The organism is Candidatus Chromulinivoraceae bacterium, from assembly GCA_035478595.1.
Taxonomy (GTDB): domain Bacteria; phylum Patescibacteriota; class Saccharimonadia; order Saccharimonadales; family Saccharimonadaceae; genus CAMLKC01.
Genome location: DATIJL010000003.1, coordinates 1 through 20002, shown reverse-complemented (window position 1 = coordinate 20002; position 20002 = coordinate 1). Strand labels below are relative to the sequence as shown.

The 20002-nt window shown below is 47.7% G+C and carries 25 protein-coding genes; 12 read left to right on the top strand and 13 right to left on the bottom strand.

The window, feature by feature from the left end; translation table 11 throughout:
* The first annotated feature begins 83 nt into the window (after positions 1–83).
* Positions 84–896 carry a hypothetical protein gene (locus VLG36_00615; GenBank protein HSW77283.1) on the top strand — a complete coding sequence of 271 codons (813 nt, stop codon included), beginning with the start codon at positions 84–86 and terminating at the stop codon, positions 894–896.
* 235 nt (positions 897–1131) lie between these two features.
* Here the strand turns inward: VLG36_00615 and VLG36_00610 are convergent, their stop codons facing one another.
* Positions 1132–1737, bottom strand: a complete 606-nt coding sequence (locus VLG36_00610) for a hypothetical protein (protein HSW77282.1) — start codon at positions 1735–1737, stop codon at positions 1132–1134.
* A 290-nt stretch (positions 1738–2027) separates the two neighbouring features.
* Here VLG36_00610 and VLG36_00605 point away from each other — a divergent pair, with 290 nt between their 5' ends.
* Positions 2028–3176, top strand: coding sequence for a pyridoxal phosphate-dependent aminotransferase (locus VLG36_00605; protein HSW77281.1), 1149 nt, complete (start codon positions 2028–2030; stop codon positions 3174–3176).
* Positions 3173–4225, top strand: a complete 1053-nt coding sequence (locus VLG36_00600) for a hypothetical protein (protein ID HSW77280.1) — start codon at positions 3173–3175, stop codon at positions 4223–4225. Before VLG36_00605 ends, VLG36_00600 begins: the two co-directional genes overlap by 4 nt.
* Before the next feature lie 243 nt (positions 4226–4468).
* Here the strand turns inward: VLG36_00600 and VLG36_00595 are convergent, their stop codons facing one another.
* From VLG36_00595 to VLG36_00565, 7 genes are all read right to left on the bottom strand, one after another.
* Complete coding sequence (locus VLG36_00595) at positions 4469–5002, bottom strand: ATP-binding protein (protein HSW77279.1); 534 nt, start codon at positions 5000–5002, stop codon at positions 4469–4471.
* Between the two features lie 148 nt (positions 5003–5150).
* Positions 5151–5537: an IS1595 family transposase gene (locus tag VLG36_00590; GenBank protein ID HSW77278.1), complete on the bottom strand. Its 387-nt coding sequence runs from the start codon at positions 5535–5537 to the stop codon at positions 5151–5153.
* 270 nt (positions 5538–5807) lie between these two features.
* Positions 5808–6605: a hypothetical protein gene (locus VLG36_00585; protein ID HSW77277.1), complete on the bottom strand. Its 798-nt coding sequence runs from the start codon at positions 6603–6605 to the stop codon at positions 5808–5810.
* 3 nt (positions 6606–6608) lie between these two features.
* On the bottom strand, positions 6609–7082 hold the full coding sequence (locus VLG36_00580; GenBank protein ID HSW77276.1) for an 8-oxo-dGTP diphosphatase: 474 nt from the start codon (positions 7080–7082) through the stop codon (positions 6609–6611).
* Positions 7079–7819, bottom strand: a complete 741-nt coding sequence (locus VLG36_00575) for a hypothetical protein (GenBank protein ID HSW77275.1) — start codon at positions 7817–7819, stop codon at positions 7079–7081. Before VLG36_00575 ends, VLG36_00580 begins: the two co-directional genes overlap by 4 nt.
* Before the next feature lies 1 nt (position 7820).
* Positions 7821–8210, bottom strand: a complete 390-nt coding sequence (locus VLG36_00570; GenBank protein ID HSW77274.1) for a MazG-like family protein — start codon at positions 8208–8210, stop codon at positions 7821–7823.
* 2 nt (positions 8211–8212) lie between these two features.
* Positions 8213–9019: an exodeoxyribonuclease III gene (locus VLG36_00565; GenBank protein ID HSW77273.1), complete on the bottom strand. Its 807-nt coding sequence runs from the start codon at positions 9017–9019 to the stop codon at positions 8213–8215.
* A 273-nt stretch (positions 9020–9292) separates the two neighbouring features.
* Here VLG36_00565 and VLG36_00560 point away from each other — a divergent pair, with 273 nt between their 5' ends.
* Both VLG36_00560 and VLG36_00555 read left to right on the top strand, forming a co-directional pair.
* Positions 9293–9520 carry a hypothetical protein gene (locus VLG36_00560; GenBank protein ID HSW77272.1) on the top strand — a complete coding sequence of 76 codons (228 nt, stop codon included), beginning with the start codon at positions 9293–9295 and terminating at the stop codon, positions 9518–9520.
* A 37-nt stretch (positions 9521–9557) separates the two neighbouring features.
* Complete coding sequence (locus VLG36_00555; GenBank protein ID HSW77271.1) at positions 9558–9905, top strand: hypothetical protein; 348 nt, start codon at positions 9558–9560, stop codon at positions 9903–9905.
* A gap of 15 nt (positions 9906–9920) precedes the next feature.
* On the opposite strand, the gene smpB is transcribed toward VLG36_00555, so the two are convergent.
* Together smpB and VLG36_00545 are read right to left on the bottom strand one after the other, a co-directional pair.
* On the bottom strand, positions 9921–10400 hold the full coding sequence (smpB, locus tag VLG36_00550) for an SsrA-binding protein SmpB (GenBank protein ID HSW77270.1): 480 nt from the start codon (positions 10398–10400) through the stop codon (positions 9921–9923).
* 76 nt (positions 10401–10476) lie between these two features.
* Entirely contained in the window at positions 10477–11034 is a 558-nt protein-coding gene (locus VLG36_00545; GenBank protein HSW77269.1) for a CDP-alcohol phosphatidyltransferase family protein, read from the bottom strand.
* Between the two features lie 220 nt (positions 11035–11254).
* Here VLG36_00545 and VLG36_00540 point away from each other — a divergent pair, with 220 nt between their 5' ends.
* A complete protein-coding gene (locus VLG36_00540; protein ID HSW77268.1) occupies positions 11255–11971 on the top strand; it encodes a hypothetical protein in 717 nt (238 codons plus the stop codon).
* 490 nt (positions 11972–12461) lie between these two features.
* Here VLG36_00540 and VLG36_00535 read toward each other — a convergent pair whose 3' ends face one another.
* Positions 12462–12827, bottom strand: a complete 366-nt coding sequence (locus VLG36_00535; protein HSW77267.1) for a hypothetical protein — start codon at positions 12825–12827, stop codon at positions 12462–12464.
* Between the two features lie 176 nt (positions 12828–13003).
* On the opposite strand from VLG36_00535, the gene pyrH reads away from it, so the two are divergent.
* The 4 genes from pyrH to VLG36_00515 are packed head-to-tail and all read left to right on the top strand — an operon-like array spanning position 13004 to position 16908.
* The gene (gene pyrH, locus VLG36_00530) at positions 13004–13711 is read left to right on the top strand and encodes a UMP kinase (protein ID HSW77266.1); all 708 of its coding nucleotides are present in this window, start codon (positions 13004–13006) and stop codon (positions 13709–13711) included.
* Between the two features lie 13 nt (positions 13712–13724).
* Positions 13725–14555 (top strand): alpha/beta hydrolase, encoded by an 831-nt coding sequence (locus tag VLG36_00525; protein ID HSW77265.1) that lies wholly within the window; start codon positions 13725–13727, stop codon positions 14553–14555.
* 7 nt (positions 14556–14562) lie between these two features.
* Positions 14563–15585, top strand: coding sequence for a glycosyltransferase family 4 protein (locus tag VLG36_00520; protein HSW77264.1), 1023 nt, complete (start codon positions 14563–14565; stop codon positions 15583–15585).
* Between the two features lie 12 nt (positions 15586–15597).
* Entirely contained in the window at positions 15598–16908 is a 1311-nt protein-coding gene (locus VLG36_00515; protein HSW77263.1) for a glycosyltransferase, read from the top strand.
* Positions 16909–17080: 172 nt separating this feature from the next.
* Here VLG36_00515 and VLG36_00510 read toward each other — a convergent pair whose 3' ends face one another.
* Positions 17081–17233 carry a hypothetical protein gene (locus VLG36_00510; GenBank protein ID HSW77262.1) on the bottom strand — a complete coding sequence of 51 codons (153 nt, stop codon included), beginning with the start codon at positions 17231–17233 and terminating at the stop codon, positions 17081–17083.
* Between the two features lie 268 nt (positions 17234–17501).
* Here VLG36_00510 and VLG36_00505 point away from each other — a divergent pair, with 268 nt between their 5' ends.
* A complete protein-coding gene (locus VLG36_00505; protein ID HSW77261.1) occupies positions 17502–19148 on the top strand; it encodes an ABC-F family ATP-binding cassette domain-containing protein in 1647 nt (548 codons plus the stop codon).
* Between the two features lie 74 nt (positions 19149–19222).
* On the opposite strand, the gene VLG36_00500 is transcribed toward VLG36_00505, so the two are convergent.
* Entirely contained in the window at positions 19223–19603 is a 381-nt protein-coding gene (locus VLG36_00500; protein ID HSW77260.1) for a hypothetical protein, read from the bottom strand.
* Between the two features lie 203 nt (positions 19604–19806).
* Here VLG36_00500 and VLG36_00495 point away from each other — a divergent pair.
* Positions 19807–20002: hypothetical protein (locus tag VLG36_00495; protein HSW77259.1), on the top strand; the 196-nt coding region annotated here is incomplete at its 3' end.

Below are 20002 nucleotides of genomic sequence, written 5' to 3'. Positions count from 1 at the left end.
AAAGATGCCCACGCCATAAATTTCATAGTGAGCGAGTCGACAGTATCGCGGGAATGCTGGATTCTTTAAAGGCAACTAAACCTTTGTCTAAAAGACGAGTGGCGGGTGTACTAACTGAGCACCTAAACGAGCTTGAGAAGAGCAGTCTGATTCAGGGATTGGATTTTTCACGAGCCCAACTCGATATACTTATTGAGGCTCGCGATCGGGGTTCGCCTATTGAATTTGAGGCATTAGGACCATACCTGGCAGATTACCTTCAATTCGGTGGAAGGATAACAAGAACCAACCTTCTTCCAGAAGACGAAATTGGACTAAATCTTGCGTGTGCAATACGATCCTTCTTGCCATCTGCAAAACTTATCTCGCTGTATGATGACTATAACGGTCGGAAGGGTTCTACTTACGATCGTGAACAAACGGGTCGCTTTACTTTGCAGGATAAGCGTAACTTTCGGACGAGTCTTATCGCGCTATTTCACGAGGTATCAGTGCTCTCTAGTGGTGCAGTTGATGAGGAGGATTTTCGTCTAATCCCCGAAAGTTCAAAGCTCATTGATGCTGAACGACTCGTGGAGCGGCTAAACTCGTATGGCCTTATTACGTGCAATGGGAATGAGATACGATTTATCAACGATCGTGCTGAAAATCCACTTTATGCAGAGATTATGCTACGTACTAAACAGGGGAGATGGTTATGCGAGGCACTCGATGCTGCCGCTTTTCTTAAACCGGAAAATCAAACTATCACTCACCTCGTTGTCCTTCCTGATTACATGAAGACTCAACAAGATAAGGTGTGGGAAATCCTACGCACCTTAGACATTTCTTTAACGCGTTATCACAACATCTTTTACAACACCAATCTATCCCCTCAAACCCGAATCACGAATTAGCCAAACAAAATAAAGCACGCTACAATTTCTCTTGTTAATCGTCTAAACAAACAGGAGAAAAAGTATGCGTGCTCTATCTAGAAATAATATCGTAGATGTCTTTGTTTGGGTAGATGACGCGGTAGCGTCATATCCCAAACACTCAAAACCCGGTGTTCGGTCGGTGTTAACCGACAGCGAACTCGTGACTATTCTCATCTGGGATAGCCTCACCGAACCGCATAAAACACTTCGCTCAGTGTACGACTGGATAACACGAGACTACCAGGACTGCTTTCCAAAGCTCCCACAGTACCAAAACTTCGTAGCACATAGCCACCGAGTCCTCCCGCTGCTCGTACAGCTCCTGACCCGTACGCTCTCGACGGCTACGCCGCTCCGTTTTGCCGATTCCACCATGCTGCCAGTCTGTCGGCACATTCGTGCCGACAGACACAAAGTAGCGAGAGGAATCGCCACATTCGGCAAGAACTGGCAGGGTTGGCACTACGGCTTTAAGTTGCATGCGAGCATTGACTACGACGGCAGACTTTCTGCTGTTTGGTTCACCGGTGCCAATGAGGCTGACGTTCTCCAGCTCAAGCATCTCGTCAACACCACGACGAGAGTCGTCGTAGCCGATGCCGGCTACACCGCCAAAGTCACCAGACGGCATATCTGGCGAGACTTCCGGTGCATGGTCATCTCGCCGCCCCGGCCAAAACAAATCTGGACGATGGCCAGGTGGCAACACCAGCTCCTCCAACTCCGGCCAAAGATTGAAGCTGCCTTTGGCAAGCTCAAAGAACATTACTTCTTGGTCTCTTCGTTCCCAAGAAGTGTGCGGGGCTACGCCCTGCACTATATCCGTACGTTACTTGGTTACCAGATGGGGACTAATTCGTGATTGGGGTCCTCAAGATGCTGCTGGTACAATAGCTGAGATATTTGGAATAGCCGAGATTCTATTCAGGGCCGACGTCTGGTAGGTGCGAGTAGCTAGGCTTATTAGTCGCGTTTCCTTTGTGACGAACAATTGTAAGGGTGAGTATACCATTGTGGATGAGCCATAAAGTACTTTTTATAGGACACATATATTATTTGTTGTCCGGAGTGGACAACAAATAATATACGTTATATACTCCTAGGCATATGGAACGGCACGATTCGAATCACGCTAAGGGGTCAGCTATGGTAAAGATAATGCACAAGCTCCATGAGAGCTCGGAAGATTATCTTAACTTCACCTACGGCTATCCTGAAGGGGCTAATCCCTCCTGGGTCAGGAAGCTTCAAACTCATGTGCCTGAAGCGGTCTTCGATGATGAGCGCAGCGCGCAAGTATTTACGCTGAAGATAGAGGATTACTTTTTAAATCTCTTTCAGGCGGATCATATTAGCCTGACGCCTTCTGCGGGCTATGCATTCTGCTTTCTTTGTGACGCCCTCATTCAAGAATCTGGTGACGAGATTGTCTTTCAGGATGTCAGCTTCGAGCCATATCCTAAGATTGTTACGGTCTATAAGGGCAAACCGGTTATCGCAGCTCGCCGTTCTGATCTTTCTTTAAGTATCGATAATATCATAAAAGCATGTACGAGTAGAACAAAAGCAATAGTGCTCGTTATGCCCGACAATCCACTAGGGATGACATATAACGAACGCGATCTGCGGCAACTCATGACATTTTGTGTTGATAAAGCTATTACTCTGGTTGTCGACTATACGTTTTTCCAGATTTCTCCTTCAGCAGTACCCCTGATTACGACGTACAAGGAAATAGACGGACTTTCCTATACTCTTATTGGTGACACTGGAAAAATACTGGGACTGAAAGGGTCAAAGTTCGGTGCATTGGTCTACTCGGATCATTGGGTGGCTGTTTTTCCTGGGGTTATTAGTAATTATCAGTTCCAGCATAACCAGTATGATCTATATCTCATCTCGACCATCTTGACTGACAAACGCTTCGACTTCTACCTTCGGTCTCTCAATGCGCTAGTCGTCGATAACTACAATCATATCAAAGCACAATTGCATCCTATGCTGCATTTACAACCGATGGAGGCTGCAGTCTTTTGTGTCATCGACATTGCCGATACTGGTTATGCCGATATTAGCCTTGCTCAAAAGCTACTCGCGCAATATGTGGGCGTCATCCCACTGTCGTATTTTTATCATGATTCTCTGACCGCTCCGACTACATCTATACGAGTATCGCTTGCTCGACCGCCCGAAGAAATAAAGGAGTTTGTGCGTATTATCAACGATATTATAGACGGTGAGTTTAAAACGCTATGAAGAATGTAAAGGTTAATTCGTATAATGAATGGGACCCGTTGCGAGAGGTAGTCGTTGGTATCGCTACGAATGCACGCTATCCGAAGAATGACCTCGGCATGAACGCAAGCATTGCATTTGAGGAAGAGCTTCTGCCAAGTACTAATGTGGCGATACCGACTATTCCTCGGTCGGTTATCGACGAGACAAACGAAGATCTTGATCTTTTTGTGAAAGAATTACAGAAACTTGATATACGAGTGCGGCGACCAAACCCTGTCAACACCCAGCAGATTGTCAAAACACCGCAGTGGGAAACGTCAATGTACTTCAATTATTGCCCCCGTGACACGCTTCTTGTTGTCGGCGATATGATTGTTGAATCGCCAAATGTCTACCGCTCCCGTTCGATTGAAACCCTATCATATCGAGATATCCTTATCGATTACTTAGAAAGTGGCTGTCGGTGGATTGCTGCACCGAAACCCCAATTACGAGACATAGATTACGACCTCTCACCTCGGGCATCGTCAATCCTCATGAATAAGGAGCCGATATTTGATGCTGCCAATATACTGCGAGCAGGTAAAGATATCTTTTATTTAATCTCGAATGGTGGTAATGAATTAGGGCTACGTTGGCTCCAAGCCACCCTTGGTGAAGCTTACACTGTTCATCCACTTCGCTCTCTCTATCAGGGCACACATATCGACACTACACTCGCGCTTCTTAGACCTGGGCTGATCCTAGCAAATCCTTCGCGTGTCAATGATCGTAATCTACCAGATATATTAAAAAAATGGCAAGTCATCTATGCGCCTGAGATGGAAGAATACACCTATTCAGGTATGCCACCATTATCCTCTGCTTGGCTTGGCATGAACCTTTTCATGATCAATCCAAATCTAGCCGTTGTCGATGCTCATCAAACAGGCCTCATTGCATTGCTGGAAAAGCATAGTATCGATGTTTTACCACTCAAACTTCGTCATGGTCGTCAACTCGAGGGAGGGTTTCATTGCGTGACGCTTGATGTGTACCGTGACGGCCGGCTAGAGAATTATTTTTAATACACGGTCTGTTGTTGAGTGTTCCATAATCTATTATACCCACATCTTATAAAACGGAGGTAGCTAGAGTTGTGAGATAATTACAATAAAGAAAATCACTACAATAGCGATTTTCTTTATTTGTAAATAATTTCATGGCTGGGGTTAAGGTTCCGGAATATAACCTTTACACAAGAAGAGGATGTTGACGTCGACGAAATTCGCCAACTTCTGGAATCCGAAAATGACGCGATAGAGTATGACCTATAATTCTATGTTGTCAGCTACTTCAACTGTTAACTCGATGCCTTCGTTATGCAGTTTTGTTGGAGTAGCTTGGCGCATAAGATCAGCATATTCCAGTACCATTCCTTCTGGCACTTCAACTTCACGCCCCTTATTTTGTCGTAACAAAGTTGCTACATCTCGTCTAAAACAAATAGCAGTTGTCGGCGCGTCATATTTCCGTGCAATAGCAAGAAGTCGTTGCCGAGCTCCTAGCTTAACATTTGTTGCATCAACTACCGCAACCTTATTCGCCGCAAGTTGCATTGCTATGCGCCGGTCTTGCTCTGCAAATATCTCACCATCTTTATCTCGGCGACCAACAGTAACATTAAATAATTCCTTGGCAATCTTGTCATTGGATATGTATGACTCCTCTTCCATCTTTTGTTGGATAATCATCTTCTTGGCGAAGGTAGACTTGCCTGACCCAGGCGGACCGATAAGCAGAACGAGTCCACTTAGTTTGGGGAGTTCATTCAATTTCGTGAGAGTTACTGTGCGTACATGCATACCACCATTGTCTCATACGCGAAGAGTTTGGTCGTCCCTTCTCCCCTACCTAATAACCAAACTAAAAACAACTCCATTTACAGAGTTGTTTTTAGTTCTATTGAATATGATAATTTTGGCTGGGGTGGAGGGATTCGAACCTCATTACCTAATCTGTTAGCTTCTCTAATACTAGTTCAAACATCGGCTTATCACTCTTCCGATTGGAGTAACGGAATGCGTACTCATTAGCATAGTGCTGTAGGTATTTCGGCTCACAGTGACGATAGACACCGTAAATACCGCGTTTGAAGATACTCCAAAAGTTCTCAACGTTCTGCGTGTGTACTCGACCAACGACGTATTGCTGCTGACTATGATTAACGGTCTTGTGCTCATAGCCTTTGCGCTTGAGTAGGCGGTATGACCCGTGTTTATCCGTGTAGATTGTTGCCGTTTTGTCGATACTGCGTTGAATCTCCGGCACCAATACTCGCACACCCGAACTCTTAACATGTTTGCTCTTTGCCTGCCACCACGTTCGACCATGCCGAATACAACCTGGCTGCTGTGTGCTTTAGCCGTACTCCTTCGTTGCGTCTCTCGTTCTAGACTCACAACTTTCTCATGGAGTAACTGCTCAGGCTCACCTCATCTATATATTTGCGGATGACAGCTTAAAGTTTCGCTTTGTAGGTATATGGTGGCAGGCGCCTGTAGCAATTGTTGGCCTTATCCTTTTCACAGGTTTACTCGGGGCTTCACTGCCGCTTTTGCGAAACGTTGCGCGTAGCCCAATTAAAGATATGCGAGATGAAACTTAAATTTAGCCCAGTGTGACGAGACTCGCCGTCACTGCCTCGAGCGGCTTACTCAGGGTCCATAACCAATAAACTGCGGCCTTTGTCGCGACACTTCCTCGCCAGATTGCCATGGGGCTTTGCCATTCGGTTGAAGTTACTCCGCCCTTGCTGGCAACAAGTAAATAATCTTTATGGAGTACAGCGATGGTCACTGGATATGTAATTGTAAATTTATGTAAAGCTTCTACGAGACTAGTGAGCTGCATGCTAAAGGTGAGGATCTTGGGGTAATATACACTCTGAAATAACTTTTGTAGTTGTGCGAATGATACAACAAGTAACGTATTAGGTCGCTCTGCAAGTGCCTGCGGACTGTTCTTAATAAGATCAACGGCGTCACGTGTAATAGTAAGCTGTCCGGTGTAATCGGCTAGAAAATCCTCGTAAATGATTGCCGTTTCACTGTTCCTGCCAGCGTCACCGATCATTAAGATACCTGTTGCCCACTCGCTAAGTGCGCGCAGTTCGGGCGTGGCATCTTTGGCTAGGCTGCCAGATGGGTTGGTTGCGCCAAAAAGAGTATCAGTTATAGAACTCGGGATAGTTTTTTTGAGGACGTCTGGTAAAAGGACTCGTGCCTCGCCTACCCCGACACTAAGTGCGGTGCTATATCCTTCAGCCACCCCGGCAAAACCAAGTTTATTGCCACCAATAATACCTAAGCGTCCACGTTGTGACCGCTGTTCGGGCTTAGACCACTCGATGTCCGGAAAGAGTGATTTTTCGGCCGTCTGCTTTTGCCAATATGGATGAAGATCCATAGTCTAAAAGGCCTCGACCTCTTTGATGTCGTGGGTTAGTATGTTTTCTTGTTCGTCGAATGTAAAGTTTCCAAAAAGCTTTTTGCCTTTTAAAACCAGAGGAAGCCAAAAAATATCATCTTGCCACATAGCGTCGTATGGGATGGCGTCGATCTTAAACCATTCAGGAGCCATTTCTTCGGTTTCGACTGGCTCACCTTCCCACTCGTCACAAAAATACGCGTGCACATACATGCGCCAGGGTTTCTCGCTCTCAAGCTGGGTAAAATCGTGTTCAGCAATTTTGTGATATTTGAGGGGTGTTACTTTGATTTCCTCTTGGCACTCACGTATAAGAGCTTGCTCGATTGTTTCGTCTGGTTCAATCTTACCGCCAACACCGTTATAGCGGCCAGAACCAAAGCCACGTTTTTTCATGGCAAGGAGAATTTGGTCGTCTTTTCGTAAAAATAATAGTGTACAGTTCTTCTCGGTCATTTAAGCAGTTCCTTTTGCAGTCGCTCTAGCATTGATTGGGCAATTCTTGATGTTGCGGGGTCCCCTGGCTTATTGAATTTTACCGCATCTATAATGGATTGGATAGCGGTGGTCTCATTAGCGGAGGTATTGTCGACCCAAGTTATTTTTTGGTGATTATTAGATGGGTTAAGTAGCCATTGGAGTGAAACGACGGCTTCTAAAAGGCGTTTATGTTGTTCTTCAGATGGTTCATGATATCGACTGTAGAACCTACTGAGCCAAATGTCTGGGTCTACCGCGAGCCCTACTACGTTCGTTGTCTGAAACGGTAGCAAGCGAAGCGTGTTGACGATGCCAGATAGTGTAGCAAGCATATTGAAGGATTTTGCATAGTCAGTAACTTCAGATCCATAAATACGTCCGGAAGTTGGATGAACTGCGTACTGCACCACCTCGCCTGCTTCGATTTTATCGAGAAGCAGACCGATATGGGTATCATCATGGGGAATGTAACGAAACATGCCAGGTTCGTCATCAGGCCGAGCGTCGCGACTAGTAAAAACCGAAACACGTCCGAAATCGATATCTTGTTCTATGATGCGATTCATTAAGAAGCTCTTACCAACGGCGGCAGGGCCTACGAACATTACCAGGTTTTTTTGTTTAAGCTGCTGAGCGATACTAGCATTCGGCTTGTATGATATTTGATTTGCTCCGGCCTGCATGAGACGTGCGGCAACTGCTGGTGAAAGCATGCTAGAGCCCTTCTTTTTGGTGGGCAAGTTTACTGTCGAGCCACGCGCTGCGTTTTTCTGCAGCGGTTTTTCCCTTAAAGTTTTCGGCTGGGTATTTTTTTGCTGTTTTCTTAAGTTTATTCTGAATATGCAAAGCTATATCGATATTGTTTTGCTGGGCAATTTGCATACCGTAAATAAAAACGTCGGCCAGCTCGTCGCCAACGGCTTCTATACCACCTACCGGCTCATCTCTCCACTGATAATGTTCAAGCAACTCGCTGGCTTCAAGCGCCATAGATATAGCTAATCCGCGCGAGGGATTTTTGTGCCAGTCGCGTTCTTCCAGGTGGTTCCAGATAAGTTGATTTAGTTCTTCGAGAGTGACGGACTGTTGTTTTGGCGCTGGCATAGTTACTCCTTTGAAGTGTCTACCGTAATGCTTATTGGACAGTGGTCCGAACCCATGACCCCGGTGTGGATTTCGGCTTTTTTAACCATTGGAATGGCTTTTTCACTGGCTAGAAAATAATCAATCCGCCAACCGACATTGCGAGCACGAGCGTTTGCCCAATGCGTCCACCAGGTGTATTGGGCAGGTTCTTGGTTGAATATACGAAGAGTATCAGCAAAACCTGCCTCTAGCATTTTGTCAAATCCCTCGCGTTCTTCGTTAGTAAAACCATGTTTGCCGACGTTTGGTTTAGGGTTTGCTAGGTCGATTTCTTTATGTGCGACGTTCAGGTCACCACAGAAAAATACTGGCTTGGTTTTGGCGCGGTCAGCGACGTATTTTAGAAAAGCAGGGTCCCATTGTTCATGGCGGAGTTTTAGCCGAGTTAAGTCACCTTTACTATTGGGCGTATAGACAGTTACAAGAAAGAATAATTCGAATTCGAGCGCAGTAACGCGGCCTTCGTTTGAAGGATCGCCATATTCGTCGCTATCGAGTTTGTATTCTTTGACAAGCTCTTCGGGTATACCGTATAGAACATTGAGAGGAGCTACTTTTGTCCAGATGGCTGTACCCGAGTAACCTTTGCGAAGGCCGGAATTCCAGAACTTCTGGTACTCAGGAAATTCGAGGTCAATATCGGTCTCGTGGGCCTTCACTTCTTGAAAACATACAATGTCAGGGTCTTCTTTTTGGATAAACTCAGCAAGGGCGCCCTTTTTATCTACTGACCGGATACCATTTACATTCCACGAGTAAATCTTCATTATATGACTTAGTATATCACGAGGTTGAATTGCAAACATAGTATTGTTTTGACCAATATGCGTATTTATGTTAATCTACGTTTCAGAACTGAGGGATCCCCGAGGTTTGCCTGCGTAAGCAGATTTTCTTCTCGAGAATCGAGAGAACGATGGGTTGGTTCAGGGAATTCTTGGACGCCGGTGCCTACATTCTGTATGGCGTCGACACTAAGAAGGCCAGGCAGAAGAAGATGCAGCGGCGCGGTGACCTCAGAATAACTAATATAGTGTTTAATGAAGATTCTGAAAATAATACGGTCTGCTATTGGTCTATTGTTAATCGTCTGTGGTATAAGCACTGCAGTCTTGAGTGTTATTTTACTAATACAAAGAACGGATTGGGGCCTATTTACCGTGATGGCTTTAGGTGCGCTCGTGATTGTGGTGGTGGGTATTCAAGTAATGGTCGGTGAGGGCTGGCGTAAAATAGTAGATTTTTTAACTGATTTATATTGGCTTTAGAACAAATAGCAAAATCATTAAAGAGTTGTAGCTTATTATGAAATTACCTAAAGAAGATCAGATTGATATTGAGCTTATTACCTTCCATCAAAGTGCATTACTTGAACGAGTAATCATCGACTTTGGGAAGAAACTCTGCACACTCCTTATTGAGGCAGATCGCTATGATGAGGTTGCTGCTCTTGGGGAGTTTATCGGTGAATTTACCCTATTAGCAAGCGTATACGGCGAACAAACGAACTGTGTGCGTGAAGATCTTGGAGTAAGTCTTAACGAAGCCGCGATTATGAAGCTGCATGCAATCAAACATAAGACTGGCTCGCTTGAATGGAAGTATTACGTCGATGATACAAAAAACATGTTGGATGACTTAAAAATTAGCTAATTGGTTAGACGACGACTAATGTAGTTTTATTGCCCGTGCAGATTCTCGTTCTTGGTCGCGGCGCTTGAGTGTTTCGCGTTTGTCATAATTCTTCTTACCTTTACCAAGAGCGATGACAATTTTGAGAAACTTACCGCTTGTTAAAAGCTTTGTCGGTACGATCGTTAGCCCTTCTTTTTTGTGGGCAATAAGTGTGTCAATTTGCTTGCGGCTCGCGAGCAATTTTTTTACCGAGGTATCAATAGTCCGAGCGCCAGGCAGACCCTTTTGGTTGAGTTTAAGGCTAAAACTGGCATTGTTGAGCCACAACTCGTTATTGCGAATAGTAACGTAAGAACCTTTAAGCTGCACGTGACCGTCACGAGCTGCGCGCACTTCAGGTCCGGTTAAAGCCATACCGGCCACAATTTCATCACCGAGTTCGTAATCAAAACGAGCCCGACGGTTGACGACGGACTTATTAAGAGTGGCGATTTTTTTCTTTTTTTGTGCCATAACAAACTAAGTATAACAGATAAGGAAACGGGGCGGCCACACATAGTGACCGCCCCTTTCGTTCCCCTCTCCTTGTCTAGCTGAACCGACCGACCCACCAGAGGCGGATCTTGCGGCGCTGAAGCGCCGCGACGATCAGCATCAGGCCGACGAAGCGTAGTGCTGCTTCGGTGCCGGACGCCATGTAGTCGAACCAGACGAGCGTGGCGCCGATCTGGACAATGGCGTGCAGCACGATCATGTTGCCCGCGACGAGCCAACGTCGCTGTGGCGTGATCTCCTTGTTCATGCCGAGCGCCATCCGAGTGCCGAAGTACACGGTTGCGGCGTACAGAACGGTGAGGAGTGCGCCGACGAACAGGTTGTGCTCGTAGGCGTAGATCACCGGTACGACTGTAGACCCGAAGGCCAACACCGAGTCGGCGATGCCGTCCGCGTCGATCTTGTGGTCGGCGCTGAACGAATCGTACTTCTTGGCGACGATGCCGTCGACGAGGTCGGTCGCCCAGGCGGCGATGAGGATGAGGAACGCGAGGTGCCAGTTGTTCATGACCGAGAAGACGATCACGGGGACAACGGCAGCCGCACGAAGGAACGACAGTGCGTCCGCCAGGTACTTCAACGTGGATTTCACGGGACTTCCTTTCCGGGCCTGTGAGGTATATTATATCAGCATTAGCTTTGCATGTCAATTTTGCTTTTAATGTAATTTAATTCTTCAACACACGTTCTCTTGTGAAAGATAGGTGTCATTTACAGGGGTAGAAAAATTGACAAATTATATATAATCTGATAAAATATCTATTAGAGTGCCGTCTTGGCCTCGCTCTTCCTATCGTCTCCAAAGGAAAACCATGACCCCTGCAGACTGGCAGTTCCTGGGTTGTCTCGTGGCCACCCTGATGATCATCAGGCTGCTCTACGGGCGCCTGGTCTCGTCCATCATCACAGGCCGTCCCGTTCTGGCCGCCGCAATGGTGGTGTTCGTGTCGCCGGTCATGCTGGCACTGATCATCACGATCGGTGAGAACCGCTCCCTGACTGACTTCACCCATCTGTCACATCAACCCTGGTCGCTGATTTTCGGCGATACATTCGTGCTCTCGGCCGCTGCGGCTATCGCCGCACTCAGTGCACCTCGCTGGGGCGTGGTCGTCATCTCGACGAGTTGGCTGTACCTCTGTATGTTCATCGGGATGATGGCCGGTCTCGGCTTCCATCTCATGGATGTCAGTAACTACAGGCGACTCGGCACGCCCAACCTGACCGATGCTTTCAGCAAGGTGTATCACGACGGTGTCGTCTATCCGGTGTTGTTCGGTGCGTTCGCGCTCACGACATTCCTGATGATCCGCTATGGTCGCGGCAAGCTGCGCATCGCCTACCTGGCGTGCGTGGTTGTGTGGGTGTTGTTGGCTGCGCGTGATGCGACAGCAGGGCTGAACCCCCGCGACTTCCACACTGCTTGCAATGTGGCTTGCGGTCTGCACAACATCAACCATCACCTGTCGTGGCTGCACAGCCTCGTCAGCTCGCTCGCTGGCTTGCTTGCGAGCTGGCGTTTTGTCTAGGAGATGATGGGATCGCCGCCTTAGTATGTTCGCAATTCGCGGACAGAACGGGCGGCTTTTCCATTTACAGGGGTGACAAATAAAAATTTATGTGTATAGTGGGTGTCGGAACATTTCCTACAATGGGAGGCATTGTGCCTAACATTCCAGTCCCGCAAGACTTCGACCGCACCACCCTTCGACGGGAGGTCAACGAGAAGGTCCAGCGGTTCCTGGACGGCGCCCATCCCGCATCGCCCCCCCGAGGGCGGTGAGGCTCAGCGCAACAACGGTCGCGCGCTCAAGCAGGCCATTTTCGGCCTGGCTCGTTCGCACGAGGCGATCTACTCCGTCCGAGAAGACGGTGATCTCCAGGTTGGCGAGGCTGCAGCCGTGTGCTTCGTGGGCTCGCAGGAGGTCATCCTGCTGCGAATTTTCTACCGCACCGACCGCAACGTCCAGCAAGTGTACGAGTACGCGCTCTGCTACCAGGAGCGTGGTCGGTCTCCGATCAAGTGGACGGACGCAAAGGGCTTCTACCAGTCCTATGCCCGTCGACAGCGCGCCGAGGCGCCGCCGATCGAGATCGACATGGACAAGGTGCGCTCCACGGCCGAGGCATTGCTGGCGCGACTTCCAACCCACGAGCGCTCAGCTCAAGGGCGCTGAAGTCGAGTCTCAGATCAGGAGTCTGAACGTCGCGTTCACCCTCGGCGTCGATGACGCCAGGACGGCCGGCCTCGGCTCGTACCGCGTCATCTGCTTCGTCGGTGAAGGGAGTGGGCTTAACCTGCGCTTCTTCCGCCACGACTCCAGCGGATGGCTCTACGCCACCTACGTACTCAACGTCAGTTACAGCCGTCCCAATGCGCAGCATCGTGGACGGCGCGGCGACATCGTAGAGTACCGCTGGGACAGCGTCTGATGGGCTGAACGACTAAACGCTGAACGGTCCACGAGGCTGTGACGCGGGAAAGTTCCAAACAGTCCTCTCCGCCCGGTGCAATCCACCAGGGCGGAGAGGCACTTTCCTTGTCTGGTATACTAGAAATCATGTATAAACGTATCCTTTTGAAACTTTCGGGTGAGCAGCTGCAAGGTAAATATGACGGTGGTTTTGACGCCGAGCGGGCAACGTGGATTGCCGAAGAAATTAAAAAAGTGAAAAATAGCCAGATTGTTGTCATGATCGGCGGCGGCAACTATGCACGAGGCGCTCAACTTGCTGGTGGTGGCGTAGGGCGCGTGACAGCGGATAATATTGGTATGCTTGCAACTATGATGAACGCGTTGGCTCTTGCCGACGTTTTTAATAGCAAGGGGGTTGCAACTCGCACACTCACTAACATTGAAGCTGACCAGGTGGCTGATTTATTTACGCATCGTAGAGCAGTGACTCATCTCGAAAAAGGTCGCGTGGTTATTGTTGCTGGTGGTATTGGTCGTCCGTACCTTACGACTGACACGGCTGCGGTTAATCTGGCGCTTGAACTTGAGTGTGACGCCATCCTAAAGGCAACTAAGGTGGATGGTGTGTACGATAGCGATCCTACTACAAATCCAGGGGCTCAAAAATATGGAACTCTTACCCTGAAGCAAGCTGTCGAACAACCCGACATCCGCATAATGGATAAAGCTGCGATTGCCCTCGCCTACGATCATCAACAACAGATTGTTGTGTTTGATCTTTTGACTGAGGGTAACATCATGCGCGCCGCTGACGGACAGTCAGTTGGTACCACGATTACTGCTGAAGTCTGATACTATAGAGACAATGGATTACGGAGCGTGGATTAAAAAGCACCTCACGCAGGTGGTCATTAAAAACGAGGGCCGCACGGTTAGTTTGTGGTGTACAAAAGAGAGTGATAAGCCTGTCCTTCTACTCGTACATGGTATAAGTGGTGATCATGTGGGCCTGGTGCCGCTTGCCGTTGAGCTCTCGGCCTCATATCGGATTATTATGATAGATCTTCCAGGTCACGGTTTTAGTGACGCAATTCTTCTTCCAAGCGCCACGGTGCTGCAGGATTGGTTTACGGATGTTCTAGACAAGATAGAGGCAAAAATAGGCCCCATTGCAGCTATTTGTGCGCACTCGTTTGGTTGTTCGGTTGTGCTAAGTGAAAAAGTCTTACGCGAGCGAAAAGTTATGCTGCTCAACCCCGTTCCGTCACCAAGCGGTATGTATGCTAGTTATGCCCGCATGATTATGGACTCAGCCCATCTCTGGGCGCATCTTTATAACTGGCGTCCATTCGTTATGCTACGGGGTATGACACTTGCGAAAGTTCGCTCACGTGAAGCTTTGCGACGGGTTCGTTGGACGGGTATGCATTCGCGCCCTTCTTTTGACCAGATTGTATTTCAGGCAAGTCTCGTTGATATTATTTTAGACGGTTCTGCCTATCAGCACACGGCTAAAAACCGCGTTGCCCTGGTGGTTTGTGGGTTGTACGATACTACCGCGCGTCAACGCGATACGCTTGATATGGAAGAGATCTTTGGCGAAACAAAAGCCGTCTTTTTACGGGGTGGTCACCTTGTCCCAATAGAGACGCCTGATCGCGTCGCCCATCTTATTCGTGAAGCCATGGTACAATAAGTTTCAAATGAAGAAACTTCGAATTAATATGGTGTCCGAGAGCGATATTACCGTTCAAGGACACGGCGTTCATACCGCCTACATTGAGATGGCTGAGGCCCTTGAAAAACGAAATGACGTTACACTTATACGAGGTGAATTTGGTAAATCCGTCGACTGCGATGTGATTCATCTTCACACTTTTGGTCCTTATGCGTGGCGCAAGGCTTTACAGCGTGGTCCTAAAAAAGTTATTTCAGCTCATGTCGTGCCGGCTTCGTTAGTTGGCTCTATTATTGGTGCGCGCTACTGGATGCCGATAATGCGTCATTACATGCGTTGGTATTATAACCGCGCCGATAAAGTGTTAGCGGTCTCGAATATGGTTGCTAAAGTTCTGCATGATGAGCTCCGCGTACCTAAAAACAAAATTGAGACCTTCTATAATACTATCGATATGGATCGCTATGATTTTACTGCTAAAGACAAGCAGGCAGCTCGCAAAAAACTTGATATTAAAGATGATGAATTTGTCGTTCTTGGCAACGGACAGGTACAGCCTCGTAAGCGCCTCGATACGTTTATGGCAATGGCGGCCGCACAGCCTGACGTGACATTTATTTGGGTTGGCGGTATTCCGTTTAAGCAGCTTGGGGCCGACTATCAAAAAATGCAGCGGCTCATGGATAGTGTGCCAGATAATCTTAAAATTACTGGTGTCATTCCGCACGAGGATGTACGTGACTACTTGGCGGCAGCGGATGTTTTTTGTCTACCAGCAGAGCAAGAAAATCATCCCATGTGCGTACTAGAAGCTGCGGGAGCTAAATTACCAATTATTTTGCGTGATATTCCAGAATACGATGATACCTTTAAGCATGATGCTTGGCGCTGTAAAACTGACGATGATTTTGTAGCGGCTGTTAAAGAACTTCGCCGCAGCACTGTTGAATACAAGAAATGGCAGAAGAAGACAGGGGCTATTGCTGAGCGTTTTGATAGTAAGCTAGCTGCAGAACGTCTCGTCAAAATATATCGGCAGCTGGTATAATAAGGATATATTATGCGTATTGGCCTTTTTACAGATACATATCGTCCATCAATTAACGGCATCGTTTTCGTCGTAGAGTCACTAAAAAAACATTTAGAAGAACAAGGGCATGAAGTTTTTATTTTCTGTCCCGCCCGTTCTATCCGTCCGAGTCGTCACGCTGAGGAGTTTGATGAGGACGAACACGTTATCCGTTTCCCCAGTGTTAAGGGAGCTTTTTATGATGATTACGACATGAGCCTCTTCTTCCCGCCCCGTGTTCTTTCACGCGTCAAAGATCTTGACCTGGATGTGATCCATTTCTTTAGTCCTGGTCAGGTCGGTATGATGGGTGTGTACGCGGCTTATAAATGTAAGATACCACTTGTTGCACAGCACTGTACGGATCTTCGTGAATACGTAGAGCACTACCGTGACGGGATGCTATTACCTGGTCTTTTGGCGCTCATTGCTCTTCTTCCCTTCACTATCAAAGTCAATGGTAAGGATGTGCGTGAGATTATGAAGATGTATCGCCCACGCCGTGAACGTGTGCAATGGAATATCGACATTGTTGAGCGTATCCTGACGATCATTTACAGCAAGTGTGACGCTGTTATTGCCCTGAGCCGTAAGAGCAAGACGCAGCTGGAGAGTTGGCAAGGAGATGATGATTATCGCTATGAGATTACGATGATGCCAAACGGCGTCGACCGTATTAAGCCAGCAACTGAACCACAGGTTAAAACGTTTTATGAAACGTATAACATCGACGAAAAAGACGAAGTCTTTGGATTTGTCGGTCGTTTAGGATCAGAGAAAAACCTGGCTATGCTTATTCCTGCCTTTGAACACGTCGTCGCTAAGCGGCCTCGCGCCCGTCTATTATTTGTTGGTGATTTTGAGTTTCGTGAAACACTAGAGCGTCTCGCGAGTGAATCTACCCATCCCGACCGAATCACCTTTACGGGTGCATTGCCACGCGAAAGTCTTGGGACAGTATACGGAGCAATGAAAGTATTTGTATTCCCTTCGCTGACCGATACTCAAGGGTGGGTGTTGCATGAGGCTGCCCTTGCCGGTTTACCAATTGTACTGATTGATAAAGAAGTTTCAGAAGTTGTTGAAGATGGCGTGAGTGGCATTTATGCCGAAAACACACCTGAAAGTGTGGCTGATGCGGTAACCGAACTACTAGCTCACCCTAAAAAACGTGCAGAGTATGGTCTTGCTAGTCAACGGCTTGCGCGCCGTTTTACTGAAAAACGCCAAGTTGGCAAACTCGTGAAACTTTACGAGCGTGTTGTGGTAGAGTCTGACGCTAAGAAAGCCGACAAAGAATAGTTCTTTCTGTATCTGCAAAGCTGAAGGGCACGAGATGTCATTCTTTGTACGGGGATACGTATCGGAACGCTAGATCGTTCTGACTGCGAGTGAAACAATATGGTCAAAAAAGCCCAGACTATATGGGAGGAGTCCGACTGCAAATTCGTGGTTGCAGTCGGACTTCAGAGTCCTAGGACTCTGTCGTGAGGCTACGCACGGAGACGTTCGGCCAGGTGACCGACTGAGCGAATAGTACGTAGTAGTCCGTCGACGATAGCGCCTCTAGCGCGTCTCGTGCCGAAGCAACTTTGCCGTAGTCGTTAGTCTTCGACTTTATGGTCACTCTCCCGACTCTGTCGGTAGTTAGGGTGAAATCAGCGACGGACAGGCCAGCGGCGGACAGGGCATCCTGGATCTTCTGCGTCAGTGGCATTTCAAAGGCCTTTCTTTTGGTCGTTGACTTGCTGACGATACTTATTATAAAACGACTCTCATTTATTGTCGGACATTCGTTGGACGATTTCCCGACATTCCACCTCTATTCTCTCGGAAACGGGTAAACGATATAATAATATGTAAATTTATGCAATGAATGATATACTCTAACAGATATGATTGCTGATATTACCATTACCGAAAAAAGTTTCGGCCCTAAAAGCTTGATGCAAGGCATTAAGTTCAGTATTGATGACGGCGAAAAGATTGGCGTCATTGGGCGTAATGGTGTTGGCAAGTCAACTCTTTTTGGTATTCTAGCTGGCACCGACCAAGACTTTACCGGCGACGTTATTTATAGGCGTGGCACTGTGGTCGTAGCAACGGCGCAGGAACATCACGATGTGGGCGATCAAACAGTGCTGCAATACGTGTTGTCTGGTTTACCGGAATATCCCGAGTTAAGCCGTATCATCGAAGAATATCCCCTGACAATGGGTGATGATATGAAGAAAATCAATGAGTACACCGAAGCATTGCAACGATTTGATGATAAGGGTTTTTACCAAATCGAAGAGCATGTCACACGTGAACTCGATAATTTTCAACTGCCAGAGGTTGCGCATCGTCCATTCTCTTCGCTTTCGGGCGGTCAAAAACGCCTTGTTGAAGTTGTGAAGATTATGCACTCGGATGCTAACTTGGCACTTATTGACGAACCGACTAACCACATGGACTATGTTGCGAAGGCTCAGTTTATTGATTGGCTGCGTGATGCACGCGAAGGTGTGCTGGTTATTACGCACGACCGTGACGTCCTAAAGGAAGTAGATCGTATTATTGAACTTAAAGATGGTGAAAGCGTCAGCTATAAGGGTAACTACGATGCTTACTTAAAACAGAACGCAGTCAGTACTGGTAGTCAGATGAACGATTTTGAGATGGTTGAAAAGCGTATCGTAAACCTAAAAGCTAAGGTGCTCGACTACCAACGTCTTAAGGAAAAGTCACGTAACCCTGGCACGATTCAAAAATTTAAACGTCTTGAGGAAATTAGTCGTAAAGAGTTGGCGGAACTGCAGGCTAAGGAAAAACCAACCTTTTGGATCGATAAAGAGTCAGTTGCGAACCTTAACTACAAGGTTGCAGCACAGTACGATAAGTTTAAGGCTAAAAACATCCGAATGAACCTCAAGAATGAGGAGTCGCGCAGTAAGCATATTTTGGTTAGCGCCAAGAATCTTAGTCTTGGGTATGGTGATTCCCCGTTATTTTCTGGCATTAATATTGACCTGCGTGAGGGTGAGGCACTGGAGATAAGGGGTCGTAATGGTGCTGGTAAGACGACACTTATTAAAGAGCTTCTTGGGACGGCACCTGGTACAATCACACGATTTTCAGGTGATATCACACTCGATAAACACATTCGAATTGGCGTATACGAGCAAGAAGTCCGACAAACCTATTTCAAGCTCCCTCTTGAGGAAGCTATTGAACGTATGTATCTCGACCGCGACCTACCTATTAGTACCACTAAAATTCGTGGCTTGATGAGCGACTATCTATTTACCGAAGGTGATGGGCATGTTCCAATTACGCGTCTTTCGGGTGGGCAAAAGGCGAGGTTTCAGGTTATCAGTATGTTAGCAAATGATCCTCAGTTGCTGATTCTAGATGAGCCAACAAACCACCTTGATCTACCAAGTATTGAAGAGCTTGAGACTGCACTCTCTAAATATGCCGGCGCTGTTTTGTATGTTAGCCATGATGGATATTTTCGTGATGCAATCGGCGGCGAAGTTATTCAAGTCGGTTCTAAGTAGATACCTCTAAGATGCGAAAAAGCCGATGCCGCCGCCCTACATGGGCATGCGACATCGGCTATCTCAGCGAACTACTACCACGCCACCACGTGGAATCCGAGGAACTCGTCGGTCTCGTCGAGGGCCTCGTTGGGGTCGACCTCGTCGATGACCGTGGAGCGCCTGAGGCGCGACGTCCAGCCGATGCCGAGCTCCCCGATCCCGGACATCCACGAGGTGTCGTGGATGGTCTCGGGCTCGATCGAGGAGATCACGTCGGTGACTTCGATCTCCTTGACGGCCGGGAGCGGTACGTAGGGAACCTCGTAGCCTTCCGACTGTGAGGTGTACGGCCTGTGCTGCTGCTGGGCGGTGTGCTTCGGTCCGCCGGCCTGCTCGGTCACGCTGTTCGCCTTCTTGGCGGCGAGCAATGCTGCGAACGTGCTGGGGGTCGGACGGGACTGGGTGCTGAGCATAGCGCTCACTCCTTAAGCGGGTAGTTGCGGGCTGAGGGTGCTCTGCTGGAAAATCGTAATCCCCAGCAAGTGAATTTGATTATACAATATAAATTCTAAAAAGTCAATACATGCTAGATATGACATATCCGGCTCCCATACATCTTGGACACTTCGTCATATACTTTCTAATCTAGAAAGGAGTGAAAGTGAGAACAAGAACAATGACCGGAAAACAACTCCAAGTGTATGGGGCTCGTATTCGACTGGCCTGGTTTAGAGCTGCCGAGGAACTCGGCAGCGTGAGCGCTGCCTGTAAACACTACGGGATTGCCAGGAGTGAGTATTACTACTGGCATAGCCGGTGGGTAGCGAGTAACAAACAGCTCGTTAGTCTCTACAACCAGCCAACCACACCAA

What these genes read in the sequence shown, in the direction of transcription:
- VLG36_00605 (HSW77281.1), top strand. Translation starts at nt 2,028, where the DNA reads ATGGAACGGCACGATTCGAATCACGCTAAGGGGTCAGCTATGGTAAAG.
- VLG36_00600 (HSW77280.1), top strand. Translation starts at nt 3,173, where the DNA reads ATGAAGAATGTAAAGGTTAATTCGTATAATGAATGGGACCCGTTGCGA.
- VLG36_00595 (HSW77279.1), bottom strand. Translation starts at nt 5,002, where the DNA reads ATGCATGTACGCACAGTAACTCTCACGAAATTGAATGAACTCCCCAAA.
- VLG36_00585 (HSW77277.1), bottom strand. Translation starts at nt 6,605, where the DNA reads ATGGATCTTCATCCATATTGGCAAAAGCAGACGGCCGAAAAATCACTC.
- VLG36_00580 (HSW77276.1), bottom strand. Translation starts at nt 7,082, where the DNA reads ATGACCGAGAAGAACTGTACACTATTATTTTTACGAAAAGACGACCAA.
- VLG36_00575 (HSW77275.1), bottom strand. Translation starts at nt 7,819, where the DNA reads ATGCTTTCACCAGCAGTTGCCGCACGTCTCATGCAGGCCGGAGCAAAT.
- VLG36_00570 (HSW77274.1), bottom strand. Translation starts at nt 8,210, where the DNA reads ATGCCAGCGCCAAAACAACAGTCCGTCACTCTCGAAGAACTAAATCAA.
- VLG36_00565 (HSW77273.1), bottom strand. Translation starts at nt 9,019, where the DNA reads ATGAAGATTTACTCGTGGAATGTAAATGGTATCCGGTCAGTAGATAAA.
- VLG36_00560 (HSW77272.1), top strand. Translation starts at nt 9,293, where the DNA reads ATGAAGATTCTGAAAATAATACGGTCTGCTATTGGTCTATTGTTAATC.
- VLG36_00555 (HSW77271.1), top strand. Translation starts at nt 9,558, where the DNA reads ATGAAATTACCTAAAGAAGATCAGATTGATATTGAGCTTATTACCTTC.
- smpB (HSW77270.1), bottom strand. Translation starts at nt 10,400, where the DNA reads ATGGCACAAAAAAAGAAAAAAATCGCCACTCTTAATAAGTCCGTCGTC.
- VLG36_00540 (HSW77268.1), top strand. Translation starts at nt 11,255, where the DNA reads ATGACCCCTGCAGACTGGCAGTTCCTGGGTTGTCTCGTGGCCACCCTG.
- VLG36_00535 (HSW77267.1), bottom strand. Translation starts at nt 12,827, where the DNA reads ATGCTGCGCATTGGGACGGCTGTAACTGACGTTGAGTACGTAGGTGGC.
- pyrH (HSW77266.1), top strand. Translation starts at nt 13,004, where the DNA reads ATGTATAAACGTATCCTTTTGAAACTTTCGGGTGAGCAGCTGCAAGGT.
- VLG36_00525 (HSW77265.1), top strand. Translation starts at nt 13,725, where the DNA reads ATGGATTACGGAGCGTGGATTAAAAAGCACCTCACGCAGGTGGTCATT.
- VLG36_00520 (HSW77264.1), top strand. Translation starts at nt 14,563, where the DNA reads ATGAAGAAACTTCGAATTAATATGGTGTCCGAGAGCGATATTACCGTT.
- VLG36_00515 (HSW77263.1), top strand. Translation starts at nt 15,598, where the DNA reads ATGCGTATTGGCCTTTTTACAGATACATATCGTCCATCAATTAACGGC.
- VLG36_00505 (HSW77261.1), top strand. Translation starts at nt 17,502, where the DNA reads ATGATTGCTGATATTACCATTACCGAAAAAAGTTTCGGCCCTAAAAGC.
- VLG36_00500 (HSW77260.1), bottom strand. Translation starts at nt 19,603, where the DNA reads ATGCTCAGCACCCAGTCCCGTCCGACCCCCAGCACGTTCGCAGCATTG.